Here is a 25,298-nt window from a genome sequence, read left to right as displayed (position 1 = left end):
CCGCACCCAAGTCGCACGAGGTCGGGGTGGGGTGTGGCGGGGCTTGGCTGCGGGGCGGTCAGGCCTCGCGCATCGGGATGCGGACGCCCTGCTCCTGCGCGGTGCGCTCGGCGACCTCGTACCCCGCGTCGACGTGCCGGATGACGCCCATCGCCGGGTCGTTCGTCAGCACCCGCTCGAGCTTCTGCGCCGCGAGGTCGGTGCCGTCGGCGAGCGAGACCTGCCCGGCGTGCAGCGAGCGCCCGATGCCGACCCCGCCGCCGTGGTGGATCGAGACCCAGCTCGCGCCGGATGCCGTGTTGACGAGTGCGTTGAGCAGCGGCCAGTCGGCGATCGCGTCGGAGCCGTCGAGCATCGACTCGGTCTCGCGGTAGGGGCTCGCGACCGAGCCCGTGTCGAGGTGGTCGCGGCCGATGACGATCGGCGCCTGCACCGCGCCGGTGCGCACGAGGTCGTTGAACGCCAGGCCGGCCTTGTCGCGCTCGCCCTGACCGAGCCAGCAGATCCGGGCCGGCAGGCCCTGGAAGGCGATGCGCTCCTGCGCCCCGCGGACCCACTTGTGGAGGCGGTCGTTGTCGGGGAAGAGGTCGAGCACGGCCCGGTCCGTGGCGGCGATGTCCCGGGGGTCGCCCGAGAGCGCGGCCCAGCGGAACGGGCCCTTGCCCTCGCAGAAGAGCGGCCGGATGTAGGCCGGCACGAAGCCCGGGAACTCGAACGCCCGGTCGTAGCCGCCCTGCCGGGCCTCGTCGCGGATCGAGTTGCCGTAGTCGAACACCTCGGCGCCGGCGTCCTGGAACTCGACCATGGCCTGAACGTGCCTGGCCATCGAGGCCCGGGCCCGGTCGGTGAACTCCTCGGGCTTGCGCTCGGCGTAGTCGGCCCACTCCTCGAGCGCGACGCCCTCGGGCAGGTAGCTCAGCGGGTCGTGTGCCGAGGTCTGGTCGGTGACGACGTCGATCGCCACCCCGCGGCGGAGCAGCTCGGGGAACACCTCGGCCGCATTGCCGACGACCCCGATCGACCAGGCCCGACGCTCCTCCTTGGCCCGTAGGGCCTTCTCGACGGCGTCGTCGAGACCGTCGGCGACCTCGTCGAGGTAGCGGTGCTCGACCCGGCGGTGCAGACGGGCCGGGTCGACGTCGACGATGAGGCAGACCCCGCCGTTGAGGGTGACCGCGAGCGGCTGTGCGCCACCCATCCCGCCGCACCCGCCGGTGAGGGTGAGCGTGCCGGCCAAGGTGCCGCCGAAACGCTTCTCGGCGACCGCCGCGAAGGTCTCGTAGGTGCCCTGGACGATGCCCTGGGTTCCGATGTAGATCCACGACCCGGCCGTCATCTGGCCGTACATCGTGAGCCCGAGGTGCTCGAGCCGGCGGAACTCGGGCCAGGTCGCCCAGTCGCCGACGAGGTTGGAGTTGGCGATGAGCACCCGAGGGGCCCACTCGTGGGTCTGCATGACCCCGACCGGTCGGCCCGACTGCACGAGCATCGTCTCGTCGGCCTTGAGCGTCGTCAGGGTGCGCACCATCGCGTCGAACGAGCGCCAGTCCCGAGCCGCCCGACCGGTGCCGCCGTAGACGACGAGGTCGTCCGGCCGTTCGGCGACCTCGGGGTCGAGGTTGTTCATGAGCATCCGCAGCGGGGCCTCGGTCGACCACTGGCGGGCGGTCAGGGTGGTGCCGCGGGGGCTGCGCACGGGGCGGGCGCCGTCCATGTCGGTTCTCCTTGTGGTTCTCTTCGCGGTGGGTGCTGAAACGGCTGCCCTGGCGACCACTTCAGCACCCAAGGCCGGGTGGGCGGGCGGGGCGGGGCGTCAGGTGAGGGGTCCGGCCTCGGACTCGGCGGCGCGGCGGATGCTGCCGTCGAGCACGAGCCGGTGGGCGGTCTCGATCTCGGGGGCGAGCCAGCGGTCCGGACCCGGCCGGCCGGCATCCGCGGCGGTGAGGACGGCGACGACGGCGGCGGTGGCGGGCGCGGGGGCCTCCGGCGCCCGCAGCTGGATGCCGCGCGCGGCGGTGAGCACCTCGACGGCCAGCACACGCGCGAGACCGTCGACGGCGCGCCGCAGCTTGCGGGCGGCGGACCAGCCCATCGACACGTGGTCCTCCTGCATGGCCGAGCTCGGGATCGAGTCGACGGATGCCGGGGCGGCCAGCCGCTTCATCTCCGAGACGATCGCGGCCTGGGTGTACTGCGCGATCATGTGGCCGCTGTCGACACCGGGGTCGTCGGCGAGGAAGGGCGGCAGTCCGTGGTTGCGCGCCGTGTCGAGGAACCGGTCGGTGCGCCGCTCGGACATCGAGGCCACGTCGGCCGCGACGATGGCGAGGAAGTCGAGCACGTAGGCGACCGGTGCGCCGTGGAAGTTGCCGTTGCTCTCGACCCGGCCGTCGAGCGTGACGACGGGGTTGTCGACGGCCGACGCGAGCTCCCAGCCGGCGACCCGCACGGCGTGGTCGAGGGTGTCGCGGGCCCCGCCGGCGACGACGGGGGCGCAGCGCAGCGAGTAGGCGTCCTGGACGCGGGTACACGCCTCGGTGCGGTGACTTTCGCGGATGCCGCTGTGCGCCATCACCTTTCGGATGTTGGCCGCCGAGACGGCCTGCCCCGGCTGGGGGCGCAGCGCGTGCAGGTCGGCGGCGAAGACGTCGTCGGTGCCGAGCAGTCCCTCGACGCTCATCGCGGCGGCGACGTCCGCGACGACGAGCAGCTCGCGCAGGTCGTGGATGGCCAGGCACAGCATCCCGAGCATGCCGTCGGTGCCGTTGATGAGGGCCAGGCCCTCCTTCTCCTCGAGCTCGACGGGCCGGATGCCGGCCGCGGCCAGGGCGTCGGCGGCCGGCATCCGCTCGCCGTTCGCGTCGCGCACGAGGCCCTCGCCCATGAGGGCGAGCGCGCAGTGCGAGAGGGGGGCGAGGTCACCGGAGCAGCCGAGCGAGCCGTACTCGTGGACGACCGGGGTGATGCCCGCGTCGAGCATGGCCACGTAGGTGGTCAGGGTCTCCTCCCGGATGCCGGTGCGCCCGGTTGCGAGGGTGGAGATGCGCAGCAGCATGAGGGCCCGCACGACCTCGCGCTCGACCTCGGGGCCGGAGCCGGCGGCGTGCGACCGGACGAGCGAGCGCTGCAGCTGGCGGCGCATGTCGACCGGGATGTGTCGGGTCGCGAGGGCTCCGAAGCCGGTCGAGACGCCGTAGTGGGGCTCGCTGTCGTCGGCGAGCCCGCGGATGACCTCGCGGGTGCGCCGGACCTCGGCGAGGGAGTCCTCGGCCAGGCGGACCGGTGCGCCGTGCCGGGCGACCCGGACGACGTCGTCGATCGTCAGGGGGCCGACGCCCACGGTGACCGGCTCGAGGCCCGGGACGGCATCCGGGGCGGGCTCGGAGCCGCGCGCGAGGTCGGCTCGCTGGGCACCGGCCGGGTCGGACCCGGCGTAGACCGGGGGCATGCCCCGCGACGGGCCCGGCGAGGAGCCGGGGGTGGTGGCTGCGCTGCTCATGTCGTCCATTGGAGCGCTCGCCGGACGCCGGCGGCAGGGGCGAGGACGGCATTCCGTCTCGGGTGCGAGACGGTGTGGCTCTCCCCCGTCCCGTGCGCCGGCATCCTGCGGTGCGTCGCCACGCGCGGTGGGGTGCCACGAGCGCACCCCGCCGCGCCCCCGGCATCCCCTCCGGCGTCACCCCACCGGCGCCTGCACGGGCTCCCCCACGGCGACGAGCTCCGCGTAGCGCCCGCCCGCGGAGACGAGCTCGTCGTGCGTGCCTGACTCGACGAGCCGGCCGCGCTCCAGCACCGCGATCCGGTCGGCGTCGCGCACGGTCGACAGCCGGTGGGCGATGGTGATCGTCGTCCTCCCCTGGGCCAGCTCGTCGAGCGCCCGTTGGAGGCTGCGCTCGGTACGGGTGTCGAGGGCGCTCGTCGCCTCGTCGAGCACGAGCACGGGCGGGTCGCGCAGGATGGTGCGCGCCACCGCGAGTCGCTGCTGCTCACCGCCGGAGAACCGGAAGCCCCGCGCGCCGACGACCGTGTCGAGGCCGTCGGGCAGCGACGCGACGAGGTCCGCCACCTGCGCGGCCGCCAACGCCCGCCAGAGCTCCGCCTCCGGCGCGTCGGGTCGGGCGAGCAACAGGTTCTCGCGCACCGTGGTGTGCACGAGGTAGCTCTCCTGGGACACGATGCCGACGACCGATGCGAGCACGGGCTGCTCCAGGTCACGCACGTCGATGCCGTCGATGGTCACCCGCCCCGCATCCGGGTCCTGGAGGCGGACGAGCATCGACGCGACGGTGGACTTTCCGGAGCCGGTCGGCCCGACGAGCGCGAGGGTGGACCCCGCCGGGACGTCGAGCGAGAGGTCGTGGACCGCGTCGTGGTCGGCGCCGGTGTAGCGCAGCGTGACGCCCTCGAGCCGGACGTCACCGCGGACCCGCGCGGGGTCGAGCGCCACCGGCCGGGTCGGCACCGGGAGGTCGGGCTCGAGGTCGAGGTACTCGAAGACCCGGGAGAACAGCGCCATCGACGCCACCCACTGGGCCCCCATGTTGAGCAGGCCGAGGAGCGGGCGGAAGATGCCGGCCTGCAGGGTCGTGAACGCGACGAGGGTACCGATCGTCATGCCGCCCGAGGTCGCCGGCAGCCCCGCGGCGAGGTAGATGAGGGCCGGGATGACGGCGAAGACGATCTGCATGGTCGCCATCCGCCACCGACCGGCCAGCTGGGAGCGCAGCTCGAGGTGGACGAGGTCGTGCGACGTCGCCTCGAAGTGCTCCGCCGTGCGCTCGCTCGTGCCGAGGGTCTTCGCGAGGCGCACGCCGCTCACGGAGAGCCCCTCCTGGATCTGGTGGTTGAGGTCCGCGAGGTGCCGTTGCTGTGCGGCCTTGATGGCCCGGCGGACGAGCGCCACCCTGCGGGTGAGCCACAAGGCCGGCGGGATGACGAGGAGCGAGAGCAGCGACAGCCGCCACGAGAGGGCGAGCATGGCCACGAAGGTCGCGACGGCGGTCGTCAGGTTGGCGGCGATGGTCGTGGCGGTCGACGTCACGACCCCCTGCATGCCGTTGACGTCGTTCGTGAGCCGGGACTGGACCTCGCCGGCCCGGGTGCGGGTGAAGAAGCCGAGCGACTGGCGCTGGAGGTGGGTGAAGACCGCGGTGCGCAGCTCGTGCATGACCCGTTGGCCGACCTCCGTGGACAGCCAGGTCTGCACCACCCCGAGCAGCTGGGTCACGGCGGCGACCGCGACCATCCCCCCGACGGTCAGGAGCAGGAGGCGCACGTCCTGCTCGGGGATCGCGACGTCGACCGCCTCGCGGACGAGGAACGGCTGGGCCAGCGCCACGATGCTCGAGGCGACGATGAGCGCCATCACGACGGCGACCCGCACCCGGTGGGGCCGGAAGAGGGCAAGCACCCGGGACAGCGGCACCGGGGCCTCGGCGAGCTGTACGCGGTCGCGGGGGTCGATCGTCATCGCACCACCACCCTTCCCACCGCGGCCGGTGAGAACCGGCTCGGTGGGCGGGGGCGCCGCGCCCGCCGGCGCAGCCGCATCCGGGTAGTCAGTGGGGCGTACCGTCACCGGCATCTCCTCGCGCCTCAGAAATCATGAGGTAACCTCACAATGAGCCCAACACAGGACGACGCCCTACCATTCCCTCATGCCTCTCTCCGGCCCCTCGGGTACCCGCGACAGCCCCGGCGAACCGGATCTCGGCGACCTCATTGTGCGGGTCGCCCGGGGGCTTCGCCAGCGCGGCGCGCAGGTCGTGGCTCCCTGGGACCTCGCACCCCACCAGGCGCGCGCGCTGCGCACCGTCGCCCGCCACGACGGGATCCGACCCGGCGAGCTCGCCGGCCACCTGCGGGTCGCACCCCGGTCGGTCACGGACGTGCTCGACGCCCTCGAGGACCGCGGACTCGTGCGCCGCCACCCCGACCCGGGCGACCGCCGCGCCATGGTGCTGACGCTCACGGCATCCGGTCGCCGCCTCGTCGCGGAGGTCGACGCGGCCCGGCGGGCCGACGCCGAGGCGCTCTTCGGCCGGCTGACCGCTCGCGACCGGGCGACCCTGCGCCGCATCCTGCTCGTCCTCGACGCCGAGGAGGGCTGATGTCGAACGCCCCGGCGGCCGGGCACGCCCTCGACGTGCTGTCGCTCATCGCCCGGCGCGGGGAGCCGGTGCCCGCGGCGGCCATCGCCCGCGACCTCGGCCTCCCGCGCTCCAGCGTCTACCACCTGCTCGCAGTGCTCGTCGAGCGCGGCTTCGTGCGCCACCTGCCCGAGGAGCGCCGCTACGGCCTCGGACTCGCGTCGTACGAGCTGGGCTCGGCCTACCAGCGCCAGGCCCCGCTCGAGCGGATGGCCCGCTCGGTCATGGACCGACTCGTCGACCAGACCGGCCACAACGCCCACCTCGCCGTGCTCCACGGGCGCGACGTCCTCTACGTCATCGAGCAGCGCGCCCCCGGGCGGCCGCTCCTCGTCACCGACGTCGGGGTCCGCCTGCCGGCCGTGCTCACGGCATCCGGGCTCGCGATGCTCGCCGCACTGCCTCCCGCGCAGGTCCGCGCGCTGTACCCCGACCGCACCGCCCTCGTGCAGCGCGACGGGCGCGGGCCGGCATCCACGACCCGGCTCCGTTCGCAGCTGCAGGCGGTTCGCCAGCGCGGCCACGCCGTCGAGGACGGGCTCGTCACGCCCGGCCTCGGCTCGGTGGCCGTCGCCGTGCTCGACCACAACGACTACCCGGTCGCGGGGGTCGCCGTGACGTACCCGAAGGACGACGTGGATGCCGTCACGGCCGCCGCGCTCGTCGCTGCGGTCGGGCGCGCGGCGAACAGCCTCAGCGCCCGGCTGGGTCGAGCGGCTCGCTGACCCACGAACTGCTCACAGCACGCCGCTCCGCCGCACACCCCCTCGCTAGGCTGCGAGCACTGCACGGCTGAGCGGAGCGCACCATGGACGTGACGCAGGAGTACGACGTCATCGTCGTCGGTTCGGGCATCGGCGGCCTCGCGGCGGCCGGCATCCTGGCGAGGCTCGAGGGCAAGCGGGTCCTCGTGCTGGAGTCCCACTTCAAGCTCGGCGGCTTCACGCACACCTTCCAGCGCAAGGGCTTCCACTGGGACGTCGGCATCCACTACCTCGGGGGCCTGCGACAGGGCAGCACCCTGCGCGGGCTGTTCGACCTCGTCACCGGGGGCGGGGTGAAGTGGCAGCAGATGCCCCACGTGCTCGAGGTGTTCCACTACCCGGACCTGACCTTCGAGGTGCCGAGCGACCCCCGCGAGTACGCCGCTGCCCTCGTCGCGGCGTTCCCGGACGAGGCCGAGGGGATCGCCCGGTACTTCTCCGACGTGCGCCGGGCCTCCGACTGGTACGGGCGGGAGACCTACCGCTGGTCCGCCCCCGGCGTGCTGCGGGCGGGCATGGGGCTGGCCGGGCTCAGGGACCGCGGCCTGGCACTCATGACGACGCAGGACTACCTCGAGCAGCACCTCACCGACCCCCGCCTGCGGGCCGTCCTCGCGTCGCAGTGGGGCGACTACGGGCTGCCCCCGTCGCGCAGCGCCTTCTCGGTGCACGCCCTCGTCGTGCAGCACTACCTCCACGGTGGCTGGTACCCCGTGGGCACCTCGCGGACGATCGCCGACGGCGCCAAGGAGGTCATCGAGTCGCGCGGTGGGGCGTGCCTCGTCGACCACACGGTCGAGGAGATCCTCGTCGAGCGCGGCCGGGTCACCGGGGTGTCGGTGAGCTACAAGAAGGGACGCGGTCCCCGGCACACGACGTTCCACGCCCCGGTCGTGATCTCGGATGCCGGGGCGCACACGACGGCGACCCGCCTGCTGCCTGCCGGGAGGGCACCGCGGCTCACCGCGGCGGTCGCCGCGGCGGAGCCGTCGGCCTCCACCGTCACCCTGTACCTCGGCCTGCGTGACTCACCGGCCACGCTCGGCTTCACCGGGGCCAACCACTGGTACTTCGACTCCTTCGACCACGACGACGTCCGCGCCCGGTGGGGCGACGTCCTCGAGGGTCGGCCACCCGGCGCGTACCTGTCGTTCCCGTCGCTCAAGGATTCGGAGGCGCACCGCCACACCGCCGAGGTCATCGCGTTCGTCGGGTACGGCGCCTTCGCACCGTGGCGTGACGAGGCGTGGATGCGGCGCGGACCGGCCTACGAGGACCTCAAGACGCGGATCGGCGAGGGCCTGCTCGACGTCGTCGAGCGCCACCACCCGGGGTTCCGCGACCTCGTCGTCTTCAGCGAGCTCTCCACCCCCCTCACCGTCGAGGGCTTCACCGGGCACCGCGAGGGCGGCATCTACGGTCTCGCCGCGACCCCGCAGCGGATCAGGGACCACCTCGTCCCGGCCACGACGGAGGTGGACGGGCTGTACATCGCGGGGGCCGACGCCTGCTCACCCGGCGTGGCCGGGGCGCTCATGGGTGGGGTCTTCGCGGCCGGGGCGGTGATCGGGGCCAAGGGGTTCCCCACGATCATGGGCGCCGCCCGCCGCGAGGCGCGCGCCGAACCCTGAGCCGCCGCCACACCCGCCCGGTCGCGAATGCAGAGGTCGAGAGCAGAGAACACGCCGGTGTCTCTTCGCGGACTCGGCGTGTTCTCCACTCTCGACCTGCCGCTGGGCGGCCGGGGTCACACGCCGATGCGCTCCCACGGGCCCCAGATCGCGAAGGTCAGCCCGGCGCTCGCCTGGATGTTGACGAACAGCGTGTGCCCGTCGGGGCTGAACGTCGACCCGGCGAACTCCTCGCCGAAGCGCGGGGCGCCGTCGCTCGCCCGACGCAGCCGGTTGAGCGCGATGTCCCACAGCTGCCCGCCCCGCGACAGGCCACGCAGGTAGTTGTCGCCCGTGCTGTCCTCGCACACGACGAGGGTGCCGCGGCGGCTCGAGGTGATGTTGTCCGGGAAGTCGAAGGTCTCCTTGCCCGGCGACTGGTAGACGAGGAAGAGCGTCTCGGACCTGGTGTCGTAGCCCCAGACCTGGCCGAAGCCGTTGCCGTAGCCGCTGCTGTTGTTCGGCCCGGTCATCGCCGCACCGCCACCCTGCGTGGAGGTGAAGTAGACGACGCCGTTGTGGAAGACCGTGCCCTCGAGCCGCGAGAACCCGGCTGCGCCCCGGGCGCGCCCCTGGTCACCGACGTACGTGATCGCCTCGTCGTTCGTCGTGGGCGCGGGCTGGCCGGGCGTGTGGTCGAAGGTCGGGTCCGGGTCGTCGATGTCGACCCACTCCACGTGGTACCTGGTGCCCTTCTTCTGCGCCGCCTCGAGGTGGGCGTTGTCGACCCCCTTGACCTTGAGCATCTGCAGGTGCCCGTCGTTGTCGAGCCGGCCGGTCCTCATCGGCGAGGTGCGCGGGGTGTAGCGGTAGAAGCCCGACGGGAAGGCGAAGTTGTCCTCGCTGAGGTAGAGGGCGCCGCCCCGCGGGTCGAACGCGACCGACTCGTGGGCGAAGCGTCCGGCGCGGGTGATCGGCTCACCATCGGCGCGGCCCGTCGTCGGCACCTCGAAGATGTAGCCGTGCGGCTTGGTCAACGGGACGTTCGAGACGCCCGTGAAGTCGGCGCCGACGTCCGGACCGTTGACCGTCTCCTCGCAGGTGACCCACGTGCCCCACGGCATCGGCCCGCCCGAGCAGTTCATCATCGTGCCGTTGATGCCGGTCCAGGCCTCCTCGACCTCGCCGTGCAGGGAGACGTCGATGACCGTGCAGCCACCCTTGGCTTCCTCGTCGTAGGTGTGGTCGCCGGTCGGGCCGAAGGCCGGTCCCGGGTTGTTGACCTCGTGGTTGCGCACGAGCGTCACCCGCCCGTCGGCCCCGGGGAAGGCGGCCATGCCGTCGTGCCGGCCGGGCAGCACGGTGCCGTCGTCGAGGACGACCTTTTCGTCGGCGGCGGTGTCCGTGTCGTGGAACGAGCGGTACCGGAAGCCCTCCGGGAGGTGGAGGCGGACCTTCCCGTCACGCTCGTCGGGGATGGGGCGCAGCCCCCGGAACGCCGGGGCGCCCAAACCGGCGGCCGGACCGGCGACCAGCCCCTGGAACGGGCCGGCGAGCACGGCACCACCGGCGACGGCGGCGCCTCCCTTGAGCAGTGTGCGGCGTTCGATCGACATGTGAGCCTCCATCGTGGTCAGGGCGTGGGGATCGACCCACCGTAGGACCGCGACGGCCGCTGTCGGGGTCTGGTGACCGGCCGGTTCGCCCGCCCCTCCGATGCCTCCTGCGCGCCTACGGTGGTGACGTGAGGACCACGACGACGAGCCCGCCCGCGACCGTGACACCCGGCATCCGCGAGGACCCGGTCGGGTGGGCGCTGCTCAGCCGCGAGTCCGGCGAGGTCGTCGTGTGGCAGGCCCCCAACCTCCCCTCGCTGCTCTCGCAGGCGGCCGCCGTCGCGACCGTCGTGGCCCCCCGGGGCTCGCGGCTGCGGTCGGCCGCCGGCCTGGCCACCGTCGTCGCCTCGACGTGGTGGGGTACTGACGAGCTCGCCCGCGGGGTCAACCCCTTCCGGCGCTCGCTCGGTGCGGCAGCGCTCGTGGTGACGGCGGTGGGCGTCGGCGCTGCGCTCCGTCGCCGCTGAGGAAACCTCGCGCACGGCATACGGTGGCGCCATGAAGGCCATCACGATCCCGGAGTTCGGTGGGCCCGACGCGCTCGTCCTCGCCGACGTCGCCACCCCGCTGCCCCGCGCCGGAGAGGTGCTCGTGCGCGTCGCCGCGGCCGGGGTCAACCGCGCCGACGTGCTGCAGCGCCAGGGGCACTACCCGCCACCGCCCGGGGAGCCGGACGTCCCGGGGCTCGAGGTGAGCGGGACGGTCGCGCGGCTCGGCGAGGGGGTCGAGGGCTGGTCGGTCGGCGACGAGGTGTGCGCGCTCCTCGCCGGCGGCGGGTACGCCGAGCAGGTCCGGGTCCCCGCGGGCCAGCTGCTGCCCGTGCCGGAGGGGGTCTCGCTCGTCGACGCGGCCGCCCTGCCGGAGGTCGTGTGCACGGTGTGGTCCAACGTCTTCCTCACCGCGAACCTCCAGCCCGGCGAGACACTGCTCGTGCACGGTGGGTCGTCCGGGATCGGGACGATGGCGATCCAGCTCGGGCACGAGGTCGGCGCGCGCGTGGCGGTGACCGCGGGCTCGGCAGAGAAGCTCGAGGCGTGCCGGGGGCTCGGCGCCGAGGTGCTCGTCAACTACCGCCAGGAGGACTTCGTCGAGCGGGTCAGGGCCGCGACCGACGGGCGAGGCGCCGACGTCGTCCTCGACAACATGGGGGCGAAGTACCTCGCCCGCAACGTCGACGTCCTCGCGACGAACGGTCGCCTCGTCATCATCGGGATGCAGGGCGGCACCCGGGCCGAGCTCGACATCGCGACCCTGCTGCGCAAGCGCGGTGCGGTCATCGCCACCTCGCTGCGCGCACGACCCGTCGCGGAGAAGGCGACGATCGTCGCCGCGGTCCGCGAGCACGTGTGGCCGCTCCTCGCGGCCGGCCGGGTCCGCCCCGTCGTCCAGTCGCGGCACCCCCTCGCGGATGCCGCGCACGCCCACCGCGAGCTCGAGGCGAGCGCACACGTCGGGAAGATCCTGCTCACGACCTGACCCACCCGTGCGCGGCGCCGTCACCCCGCACACCCGCGCACCCCGGCGCGCACGCGCGCGCCACCGGCGCGAACCGGCAGGAGCCGGCGCGGCGATGCGGCGGCGCTGCGGCGCCGTCACCCGTGACGGGACCCTCCCCCGTGCGGTAGACACCCACCATGACGACCGCCGCCACGGTGCTCACCGCCCTCGTGGCGCTCATCCACGTCTACATCGTCATCCTCGAGATGGCCCTGTGGAACACCCCTCGGGGACGGGCCGCGTTCGGGACGACCCGCGAGCTGGCCGCCCAGACGACGGTCCTCGCCGCGAACCAGGGCCTGTACAACGGCTTCCTCGTCGCGGGCCTGCTCCTCGCCCTCGTCGGGCCGGAGGAGCACCGGTTCGCGTTCGCCGCCTTCACCCTCGGCTGTGTCGTCGTCGCCGGGGTGTTCGGGGCCGTCACCGCCAGCCGGCGCATCCTGTGGGTGCAGGCCGTCCCCGCGGCCCTGGCCCTCGCGGCCCAGGTGCTCGCGCGCTGAGCGACGCGGCGCGCGACCCGCCCCGCAGACTCCCCCGAGGGCCTCGTCACGGTCGTTCTGCGGCCGGCCGGCACGCGTCAGCGCAGGAGCAGGTTGAGCCCCAGCGTGAGCAGCACCGACAGCACGACCGACACGAGGATCATCACGAGGCAGCCGGCCGCACCCCCGACCGGACGGACACGAACTGGGCTCACCGGCGTGAGTCTGGCACATCGGTGGCACCCGCTAGGCTGTGCGGTGCACAGGGTCCCTGGTGCGTCGTTGGAGGCGGGTTCGGCGCACGCCCGCTCCGCCCTCCCCGGGCGCAGACCAGGAGCCCCGCATGTCCCCCATCGCCTCCTACCGGCGACTGTTCTCCCTCGCGGGACCCCTCTACGTCGCCGTCGCCTTCGTCGCCCGGCTGCCGCTGGCCATGGCCCAGATGGGGACCCTCCTGCTCGTGGCCGGCACGACCGGCTCCTACGGCGTCGGCGGCGGCGCGGCGGGCGCACTCGCGGTGGCGAACGCCGTCGGCGCACCGGTCGCCGGGTCCCTCGCCGACCGCGTCGGGCAGCGTTCGGTCGTGCTCGTGCAGTCGGTGCTCGGCGGGCTCGGGCTCATCGCCCTCGTCGTGCTGGCGCACGCGCAGGTCGTCCCGTGGCTCGTCGTCGCCACGGCCGGCCTTGCCGGTGCCGCGATGCCGCAGATCGGCCCCCTGGCGCGGGTGCGCTGGCGCCCGATCACCCGCGAGCAGGCGCACCACCAGCCGCGCCTCATGGAGGCCGCCTTCTCGTACGAGGGTGCCGCCGACGAGGCGTCGTTCGTCCTCGGCCCGGCCCTGCTCGGACTCCTCGTCGTCGTCGCGAGCCCCGAGCTGGCGCTCGTCATCGCCGCGTCGGTCCTGCTGGTCTTCGGCTGCGCCTTCGCGCTCCACCACACCGCACGCCTCACCCACGCCCACCGCCCCGCACCGCACGCCGGCGTCCGGCTCCTCACCGCGGCCTTCGTCGTCCTCCTCGTCGCGCAGCTGCTCATCGGTGTCGTCTTCGGCTCGATCCAGACCGGGACGACCGTGCTCGCGACCGTCGCGGGGCAGGCGGGCGTCGCGGGGCTGGTGCACGCCTCCCTCGGGGTCGGCTCGGTCGTCGCGGGCCTGGCGGTCGCCGCGCTCCCTCCCCGCTTCACGTACGCCTCGCGCGTGCTCGTCGCCGCGCTCGGCCTCGCCCTGCTCTCGCTGCCGCTCCTCGTCACCGACACCCTGGCGACGCTGTTCGTCGTCGTCCTCGTGCTGGGCTTCGTCGTCGCGCCCTACATGATCAGCGTCTTCATGCTCGGCGAGCGGTCCGCCCCCGTGCAACGGGTCGGGGCGGCGATGACGCTGCTCGCCGGCGCGACCGGCATCGGGTACGCCGTGGGCTCCGCAGTGGCAGGCCGCCTCGCCGACGTGCACGGGCACCCGGGGGCGTTCACGGTCACCGTCGGTGCCGGCGTGAGCGCTGCCGTGCTGGCCGTCGTGGCACAGCCCGTGGTGCGCCGCATCGGCGGTCCGGACCCCCGCCCCGCCACGCAGCCCGTCGCTGCCCTGCGGTGAGGGCGGACACGCGTGCCGGGACGACCGCCCGCGCACTCGCCGCGGCAGGGCATCAGTAGACAAACCTTCGACATACGCATCTGGGCGTCCCCCTCGACGGAAGAGGTGGTGTTGACACACCCACTCCACCTGAAGGGAACCCCATCATGCGTACAGCCCTCGCGGGAGCCGCGGCCCTCACCGTCGCGGCACTGCCGCTCGTCGTCTTCGCCACGCCCGCCGCCGCTGCGACCGACGCCTCCGTCGTCGTCTTCCACGGAGTCCCCGGCCTGACGGTCGACGTCTACGCCAGCGCGGACGACACCTACACCGAAGAGGAGGCGCTGCTCACCGACTTCGAGCCCGGCACGATCACCGAACCCGTCGCGATCCCCGAGGGGACCTACAACCTCGCCGTCTTCGCGAAGGACGCCAACCCCTCCGGGGACCCGGCGATCGAGGCGAACGACGTCACGGTCCCCGGTGGCGCCAACATCACCGTCGCCGCGCACCTGAACGCCGAGGGCACGCCCGTCCTCACCCCGTTCGTGAACGACGTGTCCAAGGTGGATGCCGGCGAGGGTCGCCTCATCGTGCGGCACACCGCGGCCGCCCCCGCGGTCGACGTCCTCGCGGGTGGCGAGCCCGTGTTCGAGAACCTCACCAACCCCAACGAGGCCAAGGCCGACCTGGCCGCCGGCACCGTGTCCGCCTCCGTCGCTGCCGCCGGCACGACCGACCCGGTCATCGGGCCGGCCGACGTCACCGTCAAGGAGGGCTCCGCGACGATCGTCTACGCGTGGGGCTCCCTCGAGGAGGACAACCTCGACGTGGCCGTCCAGACGATCGACGGGCTGCACAGCTCACCCTCCGGCGTCCCCTCCGGCACCGCCGACGTCGGCGGCAGCAGCCTCCCGCTGGCCCTCGGTGGCATCGCCCTCGCCGGCGCGCTCGTCGCCGCCGGGTCGGCCGCGCGGGCCCGGCAGGTGCGGGCCTGAGGAAGAACCGCCCAGCACAGACCGGGGGCCCGCCAGGTGCGGGCCCCCGGTCTCGAGGGGGGTCGGTCGAGCTGCCGAACCACCGAACCACGACGACCGAGGACAGGACGGAGGACCAGGACATGGTCGAGCACAGCCCGGCGAGCGGATGGCGGAGGACGTCGGCCGCCGCTGCCGGGGTGACGGCGGCCGCGCTGGTGGGACTCGGCTTCTGGGTCCTCGGCCAGCCGGGGGACTCCTCCGGCGCCGACCTGTCGCAGGTCCGGGCCGCCTCGCCCACCCCGACGGTGACGGAACCCGCCTCGAGCACGGCCCGTACCCTGCCCCGGGCCACGGCGCGGGACGCGTCGCTCGCCTCCCTCGACGCCTCCGCCGCGAGCCCTCCGGCCCGGATCGCCATCCCCGACCTGGGCGTCGACGCGACGGTGGACGACGTGGGCGTGCAGGAGGACGGCGCCATGGTCATCCCGGCCGAGCCGACGAGTGTCGGGTGGTACCGCTACGGCTCGGCTCCGGAGGACGACCGTGGCAACACCGTCATCGCCGGCCACGTCGCGACGCGCGAGGACGGGCCAGGGGCCCTGGCCTCGCTGCGCGGCGCGGAGCCGGGGATGCGTCTGACCGTGACCACCGCCGACGGCACCGAGCACGAGTACGAGGTCAGGGGTCGCGAGGCCATCGTCAAGAAGGCCCTTCCCGTCGACGAGATCTTCGCCCGGGACGGCCGCCCGCTGCTCGTGCTCATCACCTGCGGCGGGGAGTACAACCCGCAGTTGCGCAGCCATCGGGACAACATCGTCGTCACGGCCACCCCGGTCGGATGACGGCTGGACGAGACGCCTCGGCCGCCGTCGTTCTCGAGCACCGAGCGTTCGACGGCGGGCGCTCCACGGCATCCTCGCGGAGGATGCACCGAAAGCCGGCCCTGGGATGCCGTGGGGCAGGATGGGAGGCATGAGCGACCAACCCCGCCACGAGCAGGACCCCGACGAGACCGGGAGCCGCACCGTGCCCGCCACGGTCACGAACGACGGCGAGCGGCTCGTCGTCGTGACGCCCGACGGCATGGGCGTCGCCCACCACGACGACACCCGCGACGAGCCGGGGGAGCCGGCCCGCGAGCGCTCGGCCAACCCTGCCGACCTCGTCGAGCAGCCGGCGAAGGTCATGCGGATCGGGTCGATGATCAAGCAGCTCCTCGACGAGGTGCGCAGCGCCCCGCTCGACGAGAAGGGCCGCGCCCGCCTCGCCGAGATCCACGCGCGCTCGATCGGCGAGCTCAAGGACGGGCTGGCCCCCGAGCTCGTCGAGGAGCTCGACCGCATCGCGCTGCCGTTCAAGGACGGCTCCCCGTCCGACGCCGAGCTGCGCATCGCGCAGGCGCAGCTCGTCGGCTGGCTCGAAGGCCTCTTCCACGGCATCCAGACCGCGCTCGTCGCCCAGCAGATGGCCGCACAGGCGCAGCTCCAGCAGATGCGGGCCCTCCCACCCGGCACGAGCCACCCGGGGGTGCCCCCGGCGGGCGGCCCGACCCCCACGCACGCCCCACGTCCGCACGGCGAGCCGGCCCACACCGAGGGCACCGGCCAGTACCTCTGACGCCTCGTCGGCGCTGTGCTCTCGCCCTGACCGCGCCGCGCTCCCGCCCTGACCGCGCCGAGGTGCTCCTCAGGACATGCAGTGCACCCGTGAGCGTCGCCCCCCACGCGAGCCCGGACCGCCCGCCACGGTCGACTGCCTGTTCGTGGACTCGCCGAGACCACCGCGCCTCACAGCGCGGCATCGACGGCACGCCCCGCCGCCCGGCCGGAGAAGAGGCAGCCGCCGACGAAGGTGCCCTCGAGGGCGCGGTAGCCGTGGACGCCGCCACCGCCGAACCCGGCGACCTCGCCCGCGGCGTACAGGCCGGTCACCGGGTGGCCGGCGGGGTCCAGGACCCGGCCGGCCAGGTCGGTGTGCAGGCCGCCGAGGGTCTTGCGCGAGAGCACCCGCAGCCGCACGGCGACGAGCGGGCCGTGCTTCGGGTCGAGGATGCGGTGCAGGGGGAAGGCCCGCTTGGTGAGCCGGTCGCCGCGGTAGCCGCGGGCGACCCGGATCGCCGCGACCTGGACGTCCTTGGTGAAGCGGTTGTCGACCTGGCGGTCCCGCTCGACGACCTGGCGCTCGATGTGCCGGGGGTCGAGCGGCGCGTCGGGGGTGAGGGCGTTCATGGCGGCGACGAGCTCGCCGATCGTCGTGGCCGTCACCCAGTCCTCACCGTGGTCGAGGAAGGCCTGCACCGAGGGGGTCACCCTCCGGACCGGGCGCCGGAGCACGTCGCGGTACCGCCGCTCGGTGAGGTCGAGGTTCTGCTCGGAGCCGGAGAGGGCGAACTCCTTGCCGGCGAGCGAGCGGTTGAGGATGAACCACGAGTGGTCGAAACCGGTGTGCCGCAGGTGGTCCAGCGTGCCCAGGGTGTCGAAGCCGGGGAGGTACGGGGCCGGCAGCCGGTTGCCCGCGCCGTCGAACCACATCGCGCTCGGCCCGGGCAGGATCCGGATGGCGTGACCGGGCCAGACCGGGTCCCAGTTGCGCACGCCCTCGACGTAGTGCCACATCCGGTCGCGGTTCACGACGGCGCCGCCCGCCGCCTCGGCGATGGCGAGCATCCGCCCGTCGACGTAGGCCGGCACGCCGGTGAGCAGGTCGTGCGGCGGGGTGCCGAGCCGCTCGGGCCAGTTGGCGCGCACGAGGTCGTGGTTGCCCCCGATGCCGCCGGACGTGACGACGACGGCCTGACCGCCGTACTCGAACTCGCCGGTGACCTCACGGTTGCTCGCGACGCCCCGGGGGGACGGGTCGGGCGCGAGGACCGCCCCCCGCACCCCGGTGACGACCGCGCCGGAGCGCACGAGCTGGTCGACCCGGTGCCGGGGCCGGTAGAACACCCGGCCCGCGGCGATGTGGGCGCGCACCCGCTGCTCGAAGGGCGCGACGACGCCGGTGCCGGTGCCCCACGGGATGTGGAAGCGCGGCACCGAGTTGCCGTGCCCACCGCTCGTGCCGTCGCCGCGTTCGGCCCACCCGACGACCGGGAAGAACGAGATGCCGCGCTCGCGCAGCCAGGCCCGCTTCTCGCCGGCAGCCCACTCGACGTAGGCCTGCCCCCACTGCCGGCCCCAGTGGTCGGGCCCGGGGCTGCCGTCGGAGTTGGTGAGGCGGTCCCAGCCGGCCGTGCCCTCCCAGTCCTGCCAGGCGAGGTCGAAGGAGTCGGTGATGCCCATCCGGCGCTGCTCGGGCGTGTCGACGAGGAAGAGCCCCCCGAAGCTCCACCACGCCTGGCCGCCGAGGTTGGCCTCGCTCTCCTGGTCGAGGAGCACGACCGACCGGCCCGCATCCGCGAGCTCGCACGTGGCGACGAGCCCGGCGAGGCCGGCACCCACGACGACGACGTCGGCATCCATGGGGACCGACCCTAGACCCCGACGACCCGCACGTGGCCGCTCTCGACGACCGTCGACAGGTTCGACAGGTCGTCGACGACGAGGTCGGCGACCGTCTCGAGCTCTTCGCGCGTCGACGTGCTCGTCACGGCGACGAGACCGCGGCAGCCGGCCTCGCGGGCAGCGAGCAGGCCCGCCATCGAGTCCTCGACGACGAGGCACTCCGCCGGGTCGACGTCGAGCAGGCGTGCCCCGAGCAGCCACGGGTCCGGGAACGGCTTGCCCCGCTCGACGTCCGACGCCGTGACGACGACAGGCGGGTGGGGCAGCCGCGTCGCGGCGATCCGCGCCTCGGCGAGGTCGCGCGTCCCCGAGGTGACGATCGCCGTCGGCACCCTGCCGTCGGCGAGCGCCCCGAGCAGCTCGGCGGCACCGGGGAGCACGACGATCCCCTCGACGTCGGCGACCTCGATCTCGCGGATCCGCGCGTGGGCGTCGGCGCGACGGTCCGGCGGGAGCAGCCCGGCGATGACGTTGGCCGCCGTGACGCCGTGCATTCCGCGCAGCCGCAGCGGGTCGACCCCGAACTCCGCGCACCACTGCAGCCAGGACCGCTCGACGGCGGCGATGGAGTCGATGAGCGTGCCGTCCATGTCGAGGAGCACGCCCGCGAAGGGGGTGTCGAACGGGGAGGCGGCGGACGGCATGCGGCCAACCCTAGGCGGGCGGAGGGACGACGCCGCCCCGGGCCCGACCTAGGGTTGGTCGCATGTCGCAGCCCACCGGCCGGCCCCGCACGGCCGTGCTCAGCGCGACGGTCGCGGTCGTCGCGCTCGTCGGCGGCTGGACGTGGGCCGCGGCGCTGCAGCCGGACTTCGACGCACGCACCGAGACGATCAGCGCGCTCGCCGCGGCGGCGACGCCCCACCGCGGGGTCATGACGGCGGCCCTCGTCGTCACCGGCGTGGCCCACGTCGTCACGGCCTGGGCGCTGTCGCCCGCCCGGCGCACCGGCCGGTGGCTGCTCGCCGCGGCGGGGCTCGCGACCCTGGCCGTCGCCGCCGTGCCGCTCCCGTCGCGCGCGGAGTCCTCCGCGGCGCACACCGCGGTCGCCACGGCATCCTTCCTCCTGCTCGGCCTGTGGCCGTGGTTCGCCGCGCGGCCGGGCGGCCCCCCGGTGCTCGAGTCCCGCGTCGCACGCCCGGCGGCGGCCGTGCTCACGGCATCCGTCGCATCCCTCGGGCTCGGGCTCGGCGGCCCCTCGTTCGGGCTCCACGAGCGCGTCGTCGCCGTCCTCACCGTCGGGTGGCCGCTCGTCACGGCGCTCGGCACGTGGTGGTGGGCGGGACACCGGGTCGGGCCCCGCCGGGTGCGGCAGGGCCTGGCGGTCGTCGGGCTGACCCTCGCGTGCATCGCGGCCGGCGTCTCGGCGACGGCCGTCGTGCCCGCCACCGCCGAGACCCGCCACTACCGGGCGACCGTGTCGCTCGACCCCGACCCGCTCCACACCGGGCGGATCGTGGCGACCACGGCGTTCGGTGACCTCGAGGTCGGGTTCGCCGGCGTCGCGCCCGGCATCCGCACCGTCCCCCAGGTCAAGGCGAGCATCGCCGACGTCCTGTCCCGCCCCGGCGTCACCCTGTCGACGCTGCGGCCCGGACCCGAGGAGCTGAGTTCCGCCATCCGGGAGGTCGCGGCCGACGTGCTCCTGCGGTTCGCCGTCGGCGGGCTCCTCGTCGTCGTCCTGGTCCTCGCGGCGGATGCCGTGCTCCGCCGCCGGCGCCCGCCGGCCACCCTCGTCGTCGCCGGCGCCGTCGGCTGGCTCCTCGCAACCGGAGCGACCGCGGCGTCGCTGTGGTCGACGTACCAGCCGGAGCGGCAGGAGACGTTCACCTCGACGGGGGTGCTCGGCACGCTCCAGCGCAACCAGGGCATCCTCTCCGACGTCGAGGCCCGGGCCACGCAGGTCACGCCCTACCTGCGCAACGTCATCGCCCTCTCGACGGCCCTCCAGCAGAAGTACGCCGTGGCGCCGCTGGAGTCCGACACCTCGCTGCGGGTGCTCCTCGTGAGCGACGTCCACGGCGGCAACCAGTACCCCCTCATGCGCACGGTCGTCGAGGAGGAGGGCATCGACCTCGTCGTCGACGCGGGTGACCTCGTCAACTTCGGCACCGTCGAGGAGGGCGAGGCCGCCGGGATCTTCGAGGGCATCGAGTCGGTCGGGGTGCCGTACCTGTTCGTCCGGGGCAACCACGACGCGACGAGCGCGACCGACACCGCCGTGCTCGAGCGGATGGCGCAGGTGCCCAACGTCGTGCTCCTCGAGCCCCCCGGGGGTGGGTACGCCGAGGTGACGGTCGGCGGGGTGCGCATCGCGGGCTTCAACGACCCCCGGTGGTTCGGGGACTCGGGCACCGGCTCGCCGGCGAAGCAGGTTCCCGCGCGCGAGGCGTTCGTCGCGGCGTACGCCGGGCGCCCGGCGGCCGACCTCGTCGTGAGCCACGAGCCGTGGGCCGTCCAGGAGGTCGAGGGTGGAGTGCTCGTCCACGGGCACATGCACTCGGTCGACCTCGAGGGCAACCGGGTGCAGGCCGGGACCTTCACCGGCGGCGGGCCGCTGACCCACTTCCTCGCCGACTCCGCCGGGGAGGAGCTCGTCGGCCAGCCGTCCGCGTTCGACGTGCTCACGTTCGGCACCGACTGCCGGCTCGCAACGCTGACCCGGTACCGGTTCCGCGACGTCATCGTGGGGCGCCCGGCCTACGACGACGTCTCGCTCGTCAACGGTCGGCGGATCGACCGCCGCGAGGCCGACCCGGGGCGCACCTGCACGGCCGACGGCCTGCTGACGACGGTCGGTGTGCCGGACGCCGTCGGCGCGACGCCGGCATCCGGCGGCGGGGGCTGAGGTCACCGGCCGCCCACCCGCCGACGGGGTCAGCCCCGGATCGTCGTGCGGTAGGCGACGTGCGCCTTCGGGACGTCGCCGCAGCTGAGCGGCGCGTCGGGCAGGGCCTCGCGCACGACGTCGACGACGACGGTGTCCGGGACGGGCCCGCTGCCGAGCACCTCGACGCGGGTGTGGTCGCCGTCGGTGTCGGTCGCTCCGGGGACGACGTCGTCGACCGAGGCGGGGCCGTACCTGCCGAGGACGGCGACGAGCGCCGCCTGCACCGCGGGCTCCCAGCGGGTCGTGCCGCGCAGCGAGGCAGCCTCCGACCGGCCGGCGCGGTGGGCGGTGACGACCCGCACCGCGGTGTCGGGGTCGAGCCGGCCGAAGCACGCACCGTCGGGCAGGGAGAGCAGGGTGCCGGCGAACCGGTGGCCGCCGAGGTGCGTGCACTCCCACACCTCGTCGGGCAGCGCGCGGGCGAGGGTGGCGACGATCGGCCGCCCGCGCACGGCACAGCACGCGTCACGTGTGCCGTGGGTGCACACGAGCACCATCGGGTCGGCGTCCTCGTCGCTCGCCGAGAGCCGGACCCCGAGGGCGTGCGCCGCGCCGAGGAGGTCCTCGGCGGTGCGCCACGTGCCCCGGACCCTCGTGCGGCGGATCGTGTCGATCGCGTACCACGAGCGGGGGTCCTCGTCCTCGCCCGGCAGGCGCCGGCCGGGACGCCGCACGAGGAGCGCGCGGCCCCCGTGCGACGCGCAGGCCTTCTCGACCGCGGCGCCGATCGGCCCGCTCAGGGGTGGCGTCGTGAGCGGCTTCTTCGACCACGGCCCCTGGTGCTCGATGAGCAGCCAGCGGGAGGCGACGGGGGCGGAGCCGGCCTGGGGGTCGCCGCGGTGGCGGGAGGCGGCGGAGCAGCGCGAGAGATCGGTCAGGGCCACCCCGCGATGCTACGCGCGGTGGCCCCGACCGGATGCCGGGTGTCGGCCCGGGTCGTCAGGCCCGGCCGTGGGCCGCACGGCTGCGGCGGCTCAGGCTGTCGATGATGACGGCGAGCAGGAGGACGGCGCCGGTCACCATGAACTTGACGTTCGACTCGACGGCGAGCAGGTCCAGGCCGTTCGAGATCGACTGGATGACGAGGATGCCGAGCAGCGCCGAGTAGGCCGACCCGCGCCCACCGAACAGGCTCGTGCCGCCGATGACCGCGGCCGCGATGGCGTTGAGGTTGGTGTCGGCACCGCCGCTGCTCTGGTTCGCGGAGGCGAGCCGGGATGCCGCGAAGATGCCGCCGAGCGCCGCGAAGGTCGAGCACAGCGCGAAGACGGACAGGTAGATCCGCTTGACGTTGATGCCGGCCCGGCGCGCCGCCTCGACGTTGCCGCCGATGGCGAGGACCGAGCGACCCCACGTCGTGCGGCGGATGAACAGGTCCATGACGACGACGAGGAGCAGGAAGGTGAGGAACATGTACGACACGCCGCGGTCGCGGTTGAGCAGGACGACGACGACGACGAGGACGGCCGCGAGGCCTCCGGCCCGCAGCGCGAGCCGGGTGACCGGGACCGTCGACAGGCCGGCCTCGGCGCGGCGGGCGTTGCGGCGGATCGCGGCGATGGCGTAGATGGCCGGGGCGAGGAGGGCGAGCACGTACGCGAGCCACGCGGGGAGGAACTGCTGCGACGCGAAGCGCACGAGCGCCGACTCGAAGGGCAGGTTGATCGTGCCCTGGTTGCCGAGGACGCGCAGCTGGAGGCCGAGGAGGGCGAGCAGCCCGGCGAGGGTGATGACGAAGCTCGGCACGCCGAAGCGGTTGAACAGGGTGCCGTAGACCAGCCCCACGAGCGCCCCGGCGCCGAGCGCGGCGAGCACGGCGACGACGACGTGGACGCCCTTGCCGACGAACATCACCGCGACGATGGCGGCCGCGAGGCCGGACATCGAGCCGATCGACAGGTCGATCTCGCCGAGGAGGAGCACGAGGACGACGCCGATCGCGATCGTCCCGACGGCGACCATCTGGAGGGTGAGGTTGACGAGGTTGCGGCTCGACAGGAACGCCGGGTTGAGGGCGTAGAAGACGCCCCAGATGAGGACGAGGCCGACGACGACCGGCAGCGAGCCGAGGTCGCCGCTGCGCAGCCGGCCCCACTGGGCCGACGCCCACCCGCCGACGCCCTGGCTCGCGATGAGCCGCTCGTCCTGCAGGTCGGCCGGCAGGGCGGCCTGGTCCGCGGCCGGTGCGGTGGGACCGGAGGCGGCCGGCGCCGGGGTCGGGTTCTCGGGGGTGCTCACGACTGCTCCTCCTGGGGGGCCTTGCGCGCTGCGCGGGCCGAGACGGCGTTGGTCGTCGCGCCGGTGATGGCCGCGATGATCTCCTGGACGTTGGTGTCGCTGACCCGGAACTCGCCGTTGTTGCGACCGAGGCGCAGGACGACGACGCGGTCGGCGACCGCCATGACGTCGGACATGTTGTGGCTGATGAGGATGACGCCGAGGCCGTTCTCGCGCAGCCGCTCGACGAGGTTGAGCACCTCGGCGGTCTGGGCCACACCGAGCGCGGCGGTCGGCTCGTCGAGCATGACGACCTTGGGCTTGCCGAGCAGCGAGCGCGCGATGGCGACGGTCTGGCGCTGGCCGCCGGACAGGCTCGCCACCGGGATGCGCACGCTCGGGATCTTCGCGCTCAGCTCGCGCAGGAGCCGCCAGGACTCCTTCTCCATCGTCACCTCGTCGAGGGTGCGGCCGCGCACGACCTCGCTGCCGAGGAAGAGGTTGCTCACGACGTCGAGGTTGTCGCACAGCGCGAGGTCCTGGAACACGGTGGCGATGCCGAGCTCCTGGGCCTGTGCCGGCGAGGTGATGCTCACGGGGCTGCCGGCGAAGACGACCTCCCCCTCGTCGGGGGTGTACACGCCGGCGATGGCCTTGACGAGGGTGGACTTGCCGGCGCCGTTGTCGCCGACGAGCGCCACCACCTCCCCCGCCTCGACGGTGAAGTCGACGTCCTTGAGGGCCTGGACGGCCCCGAAGCGCTTGGACACTCCGGTCATCGACAGGACGGGGGCAGGGGAGGTGGCGGTCGTCATGCTCTGCTCACTCCTTCGTGAGGGTGGGGCGGGGTGTGCCGTGCGTCAGCCGATCGCGGCGGCCTTGCAGGCGTCGGCGTACTCCGGCGTGCAGATGTCGGCCACGGTGTAGAAGTTGTCGGCGATGACCGTGTCCTTGATGTTGCCCACGGTGACGATCACCGGCTCGAGCAGGGTCGCGGGGACGCCCTCCTTGTCGGTGCTCGACATCGGCTTCTCGCCGTTCGCGAGGGCGATGGCGTTCTTCGCGGCGTCCTCGGCCTGCGGCTGGATGGCCTTGTAGATCGTGAGCGCCTGGTCACCGGCGATGATCCGCTGGATGGCCGCGAGCTCGGCGTCCTGGCCGGTCACCGGCGGGAGCGGGTCGACGCCGCCACCCTTGAGGGCCGCGATGGCGCCACCGGCGGTGCCGTCGTTGGCGGCGTAGACACCGACGAGGTTCGCCTGGACGCTGCCGAGCTGGCTCTCCATCCAGTCCTGGGCGTTGTCCGGGCTCCAGTCCGGGGTGTCGAACTCGGCCGCGATCTTGTAGCCGCTCGCGTCGAGGACGCTGTGGGCGCCGGCCTTGAAGTCGGCGGCGTTGGCGTCGGTCGGGGAGCCGTTGATCATGACGATGTCGCCGGAGGCCTTGCCGGCCTCCTTCATCGCGGCGACGAGCCCGTTGCCCTGGAGCTCACCGACCTTCTTGTTGTCGAACGAGACGTAGTAGTCGGCGCCCGCGATGAACCGGTCGTACGCGATGACCGGGACGCCCTGGGACTTGGCGTTCTGGACGATGGTGACGGCGGACTGGCCGTCGACGGCGCTCATGACGATGACGTCGGCGCCCTGGGTGATGGCGGCCTCGGCCTGCTGCTGCTGCTTCGCGGCGTCCTGGTTCGCGTTGCTGTACAGCACCTCGCAGTCGGGGCAGCCCGCCTTGACGGCCTCCTCGAACATGGGCCGGTCGAAGGCCTCGTAGCGGGCGGTCTTGTTCTCGGGCAGGAGCAGGGCGATCTGCTTCGCCTCGCCACCGGCCGCGGCGCTCGTGGCGCCGGCGTCCGAGGTGTCGTCGCTGCCGCAGGCCGAGAGGCCCGAGACGGTGAGTCCGAGCGCGAGGGCTGCGCCGGCGATCCGGAAGGTTCGAGTGGTCATGCGGTCTCTCCTATGCCATGACGTCCGCAACCTCTCTGGTGCGGTCGATCGGATTCAACTCGCTCGGACGCTTG

The 25,298-nt window shown here is 73.8% G+C and carries 21 protein-coding genes; 11 read left to right on the top strand and 10 right to left on the bottom strand.

Features of this window, described 5'->3' with window-relative positions; genetic code table 11:
- Positions 1 to 58 precede the first annotated feature (58 nt).
- From hutU to ABD899_RS03540, 3 genes are all read right to left on the bottom strand, one after another.
- Positions 59 to 1,714: a urocanate hydratase gene (gene hutU, locus ABD899_RS03550; protein ID WP_345202352.1), complete on the bottom strand. Its 1,656-nt coding sequence runs from the start codon at positions 1,712 to 1,714 to the stop codon at positions 59 to 61.
- A gap of 99 nt (positions 1,715 to 1,813) precedes the next feature.
- The gene (gene hutH / locus ABD899_RS03545) at positions 1,814 to 3,508 is read right to left on the bottom strand and encodes a histidine ammonia-lyase (RefSeq protein WP_345202349.1); all 1,695 of its coding nucleotides are present in this window, start codon (positions 3,506 to 3,508) and stop codon (positions 1,814 to 1,816) included.
- A 168-nt stretch (positions 3,509 to 3,676) separates the two neighbouring features.
- On the bottom strand, positions 3,677 to 5,470 hold the full coding sequence (locus ABD899_RS03540; protein ID WP_345202347.1) for an ABC transporter ATP-binding protein: 1,794 nt from the start codon (positions 5,468 to 5,470) through the stop codon (positions 3,677 to 3,679).
- Between the two features lie 187 nt (positions 5,471 to 5,657).
- On the opposite strand from ABD899_RS03540, the gene ABD899_RS03535 reads away from it, so the two are divergent.
- The 3 genes from ABD899_RS03535 (at position 5,658) to ABD899_RS03525 (ending at position 8,544) form a co-directional block, all read left to right on the top strand.
- Positions 5,658 to 6,110 carry a MarR family winged helix-turn-helix transcriptional regulator gene (locus ABD899_RS03535; protein ID WP_345202344.1) on the top strand — a complete coding sequence of 151 codons (453 nt, stop codon included), beginning with the start codon at positions 5,658 to 5,660 and terminating at the stop codon, positions 6,108 to 6,110.
- Complete coding sequence (locus ABD899_RS03530) at positions 6,110 to 6,874, top strand: IclR family transcriptional regulator (RefSeq protein ID WP_345202341.1); 765 nt, start codon at positions 6,110 to 6,112, stop codon at positions 6,872 to 6,874. The genes ABD899_RS03535 and ABD899_RS03530 overlap by 1 nt, the downstream gene beginning before the upstream one ends.
- Before the next feature lie 83 nt (positions 6,875 to 6,957).
- Positions 6,958 to 8,544 (top strand): phytoene desaturase family protein, encoded by a 1,587-nt coding sequence (locus tag ABD899_RS03525; RefSeq protein ID WP_345202339.1) that lies wholly within the window; start codon positions 6,958 to 6,960, stop codon positions 8,542 to 8,544.
- 116 nt (positions 8,545 to 8,660) lie between these two features.
- On the opposite strand, the gene ABD899_RS03520 is transcribed toward ABD899_RS03525, so the two are convergent.
- The gene (locus ABD899_RS03520) at positions 8,661 to 10,139 is read right to left on the bottom strand and encodes a PhoX family protein (RefSeq protein WP_345202336.1); all 1,479 of its coding nucleotides are present in this window, start codon (positions 10,137 to 10,139) and stop codon (positions 8,661 to 8,663) included.
- 128 nt (positions 10,140 to 10,267) lie between these two features.
- Between ABD899_RS03520 and ABD899_RS03515 the strand changes: the two genes are divergently transcribed.
- From ABD899_RS03515 to ABD899_RS03485, 7 genes are all read left to right on the top strand, one after another.
- Positions 10,268 to 10,606, top strand: coding sequence for a hypothetical protein (locus ABD899_RS03515; protein WP_345202332.1), 339 nt, complete (start codon positions 10,268 to 10,270; stop codon positions 10,604 to 10,606).
- Between the two features lie 31 nt (positions 10,607 to 10,637).
- Positions 10,638 to 11,615, top strand: coding sequence for an NAD(P)H-quinone oxidoreductase (locus tag ABD899_RS03510; RefSeq protein ID WP_345202329.1), 978 nt, complete (start codon positions 10,638 to 10,640; stop codon positions 11,613 to 11,615).
- A gap of 158 nt (positions 11,616 to 11,773) precedes the next feature.
- The gene (locus tag ABD899_RS03505) at positions 11,774 to 12,136 is read left to right on the top strand and encodes a DUF1304 domain-containing protein (RefSeq protein WP_345202326.1); all 363 of its coding nucleotides are present in this window, start codon (positions 11,774 to 11,776) and stop codon (positions 12,134 to 12,136) included.
- 322 nt (positions 12,137 to 12,458) lie between these two features.
- Positions 12,459 to 13,706 (top strand): MFS transporter, encoded by a 1,248-nt coding sequence (locus tag ABD899_RS03500; protein ID WP_345202324.1) that lies wholly within the window; start codon positions 12,459 to 12,461, stop codon positions 13,704 to 13,706.
- Between the two features lie 146 nt (positions 13,707 to 13,852).
- A complete protein-coding gene (locus ABD899_RS03495) occupies positions 13,853 to 14,683 on the top strand; it encodes a DUF4397 domain-containing protein (RefSeq protein WP_345202321.1) in 831 nt (276 codons plus the stop codon).
- A 122-nt stretch (positions 14,684 to 14,805) separates the two neighbouring features.
- Positions 14,806 to 15,507: a class F sortase gene (locus ABD899_RS03490; RefSeq protein ID WP_345202319.1), complete on the top strand. Its 702-nt coding sequence runs from the start codon at positions 14,806 to 14,808 to the stop codon at positions 15,505 to 15,507.
- A 130-nt stretch (positions 15,508 to 15,637) separates the two neighbouring features.
- Positions 15,638 to 16,282, top strand: coding sequence for a bacterial proteasome activator family protein (locus tag ABD899_RS03485; protein ID WP_345202317.1), 645 nt, complete (start codon positions 15,638 to 15,640; stop codon positions 16,280 to 16,282).
- 170 nt (positions 16,283 to 16,452) lie between these two features.
- Here ABD899_RS03485 and ABD899_RS03480 read toward each other — a convergent pair whose 3' ends face one another.
- Positions 16,453 to 18,126 carry an FAD-binding dehydrogenase gene (locus ABD899_RS03480; RefSeq protein WP_345202314.1) on the bottom strand — a complete coding sequence of 558 codons (1,674 nt, stop codon included), beginning with the start codon at positions 18,124 to 18,126 and terminating at the stop codon, positions 16,453 to 16,455.
- 11 nt (positions 18,127 to 18,137) lie between these two features.
- Positions 18,138 to 18,812 (bottom strand): HAD-IA family hydrolase, encoded by a 675-nt coding sequence (locus ABD899_RS03475; RefSeq protein ID WP_345202312.1) that lies wholly within the window; start codon positions 18,810 to 18,812, stop codon positions 18,138 to 18,140.
- A 62-nt stretch (positions 18,813 to 18,874) separates the two neighbouring features.
- Between ABD899_RS03475 and ABD899_RS03470 the strand changes: the two genes are divergently transcribed.
- Entirely contained in the window at positions 18,875 to 21,016 is a 2,142-nt protein-coding gene (locus ABD899_RS03470) for a DUF998 domain-containing protein (protein WP_345202309.1), read from the top strand.
- Between the two features lie 29 nt (positions 21,017 to 21,045).
- Here the strand turns inward: ABD899_RS03470 and ABD899_RS03465 are convergent, their stop codons facing one another.
- Genes ABD899_RS03465 through ABD899_RS03450 form a run of 4 tightly spaced genes read right to left on the bottom strand, consistent with a single transcriptional unit; the run spans position 21,046 to position 25,224 of the window.
- Positions 21,046 to 21,942 (bottom strand): ferredoxin family protein, encoded by an 897-nt coding sequence (locus tag ABD899_RS03465; RefSeq protein ID WP_345202307.1) that lies wholly within the window; start codon positions 21,940 to 21,942, stop codon positions 21,046 to 21,048.
- A gap of 55 nt (positions 21,943 to 21,997) precedes the next feature.
- Positions 21,998 to 23,296: a sugar ABC transporter permease gene (locus ABD899_RS03460; RefSeq protein WP_345202304.1), complete on the bottom strand. Its 1,299-nt coding sequence runs from the start codon at positions 23,294 to 23,296 to the stop codon at positions 21,998 to 22,000.
- Complete coding sequence (locus tag ABD899_RS03455) at positions 23,293 to 24,090, bottom strand: ATP-binding cassette domain-containing protein (protein ID WP_345202303.1); 798 nt, start codon at positions 24,088 to 24,090, stop codon at positions 23,293 to 23,295. The genes ABD899_RS03460 and ABD899_RS03455 overlap by 4 nt, the downstream gene beginning before the upstream one ends.
- 45 nt (positions 24,091 to 24,135) lie before the next feature.
- Complete coding sequence (locus tag ABD899_RS03450; protein WP_345202300.1) at positions 24,136 to 25,224, bottom strand: substrate-binding domain-containing protein; 1,089 nt, start codon at positions 25,222 to 25,224, stop codon at positions 24,136 to 24,138.
- Positions 25,225 to 25,298 lie beyond the last annotated feature (74 nt).

The sequence above is a fragment of the Fodinibacter luteus genome (genome assembly GCF_039541575.1).
Taxonomy (GTDB): domain Bacteria; phylum Actinomycetota; class Actinomycetes; order Actinomycetales; family Dermatophilaceae; genus Fodinibacter; species Fodinibacter luteus.
Note: the sequence above shows the minus strand (reverse complement) of the source record. Positions and strands in the feature narration are given on the sequence as shown.

Coding starts and splice junctions, on each gene's coding strand:
- ABD899_RS03535 (WP_345202344.1), top strand. CDS start 5,658: ATGCCTCTCTCCGGCCCCTCGGGTACCCGCGACAGCCCCGGCGAACCG.
- ABD899_RS03470 (WP_345202309.1), top strand. CDS start 18,875: ATGTCGCAGCCCACCGGCCGGCCCCGCACGGCCGTGCTCAGCGCGACG.
- ABD899_RS03450 (WP_345202300.1), bottom strand. CDS start 25,224: ATGACCACTCGAACCTTCCGGATCGCCGGCGCAGCCCTCGCGCTCGGA.
- hutH (WP_345202349.1), bottom strand. CDS start 3,508: ATGGACGACATGAGCAGCGCAGCCACCACCCCCGGCTCCTCGCCGGGC.
- ABD899_RS03480 (WP_345202314.1), bottom strand. CDS start 18,126: ATGGATGCCGACGTCGTCGTCGTGGGTGCCGGCCTCGCCGGGCTCGTC.
- hutU (WP_345202352.1), bottom strand. CDS start 1,714: ATGGACGGCGCCCGCCCCGTGCGCAGCCCCCGCGGCACCACCCTGACC.
- ABD899_RS03525 (WP_345202339.1), top strand. CDS start 6,958: ATGGACGTGACGCAGGAGTACGACGTCATCGTCGTCGGTTCGGGCATC.
- ABD899_RS03530 (WP_345202341.1), top strand. CDS start 6,110: ATGTCGAACGCCCCGGCGGCCGGGCACGCCCTCGACGTGCTGTCGCTC.
- ABD899_RS03455 (WP_345202303.1), bottom strand. CDS start 24,090: ATGACGACCGCCACCTCCCCTGCCCCCGTCCTGTCGATGACCGGAGTG.
- ABD899_RS03505 (WP_345202326.1), top strand. CDS start 11,774: ATGACGACCGCCGCCACGGTGCTCACCGCCCTCGTGGCGCTCATCCAC.
- ABD899_RS03500 (WP_345202324.1), top strand. CDS start 12,459: ATGTCCCCCATCGCCTCCTACCGGCGACTGTTCTCCCTCGCGGGACCC.
- ABD899_RS03510 (WP_345202329.1), top strand. CDS start 10,638: ATGAAGGCCATCACGATCCCGGAGTTCGGTGGGCCCGACGCGCTCGTC.
- ABD899_RS03540 (WP_345202347.1), bottom strand. CDS start 5,470: ATGACGATCGACCCCCGCGACCGCGTACAGCTCGCCGAGGCCCCGGTG.
- ABD899_RS03490 (WP_345202319.1), top strand. CDS start 14,806: ATGGTCGAGCACAGCCCGGCGAGCGGATGGCGGAGGACGTCGGCCGCC.
- ABD899_RS03495 (WP_345202321.1), top strand. CDS start 13,853: ATGCGTACAGCCCTCGCGGGAGCCGCGGCCCTCACCGTCGCGGCACTG.
- ABD899_RS03485 (WP_345202317.1), top strand. CDS start 15,638: ATGAGCGACCAACCCCGCCACGAGCAGGACCCCGACGAGACCGGGAGC.
- ABD899_RS03475 (WP_345202312.1), bottom strand. CDS start 18,812: ATGCCGTCCGCCGCCTCCCCGTTCGACACCCCCTTCGCGGGCGTGCTC.
- ABD899_RS03520 (WP_345202336.1), bottom strand. CDS start 10,139: ATGTCGATCGAACGCCGCACACTGCTCAAGGGAGGCGCCGCCGTCGCC.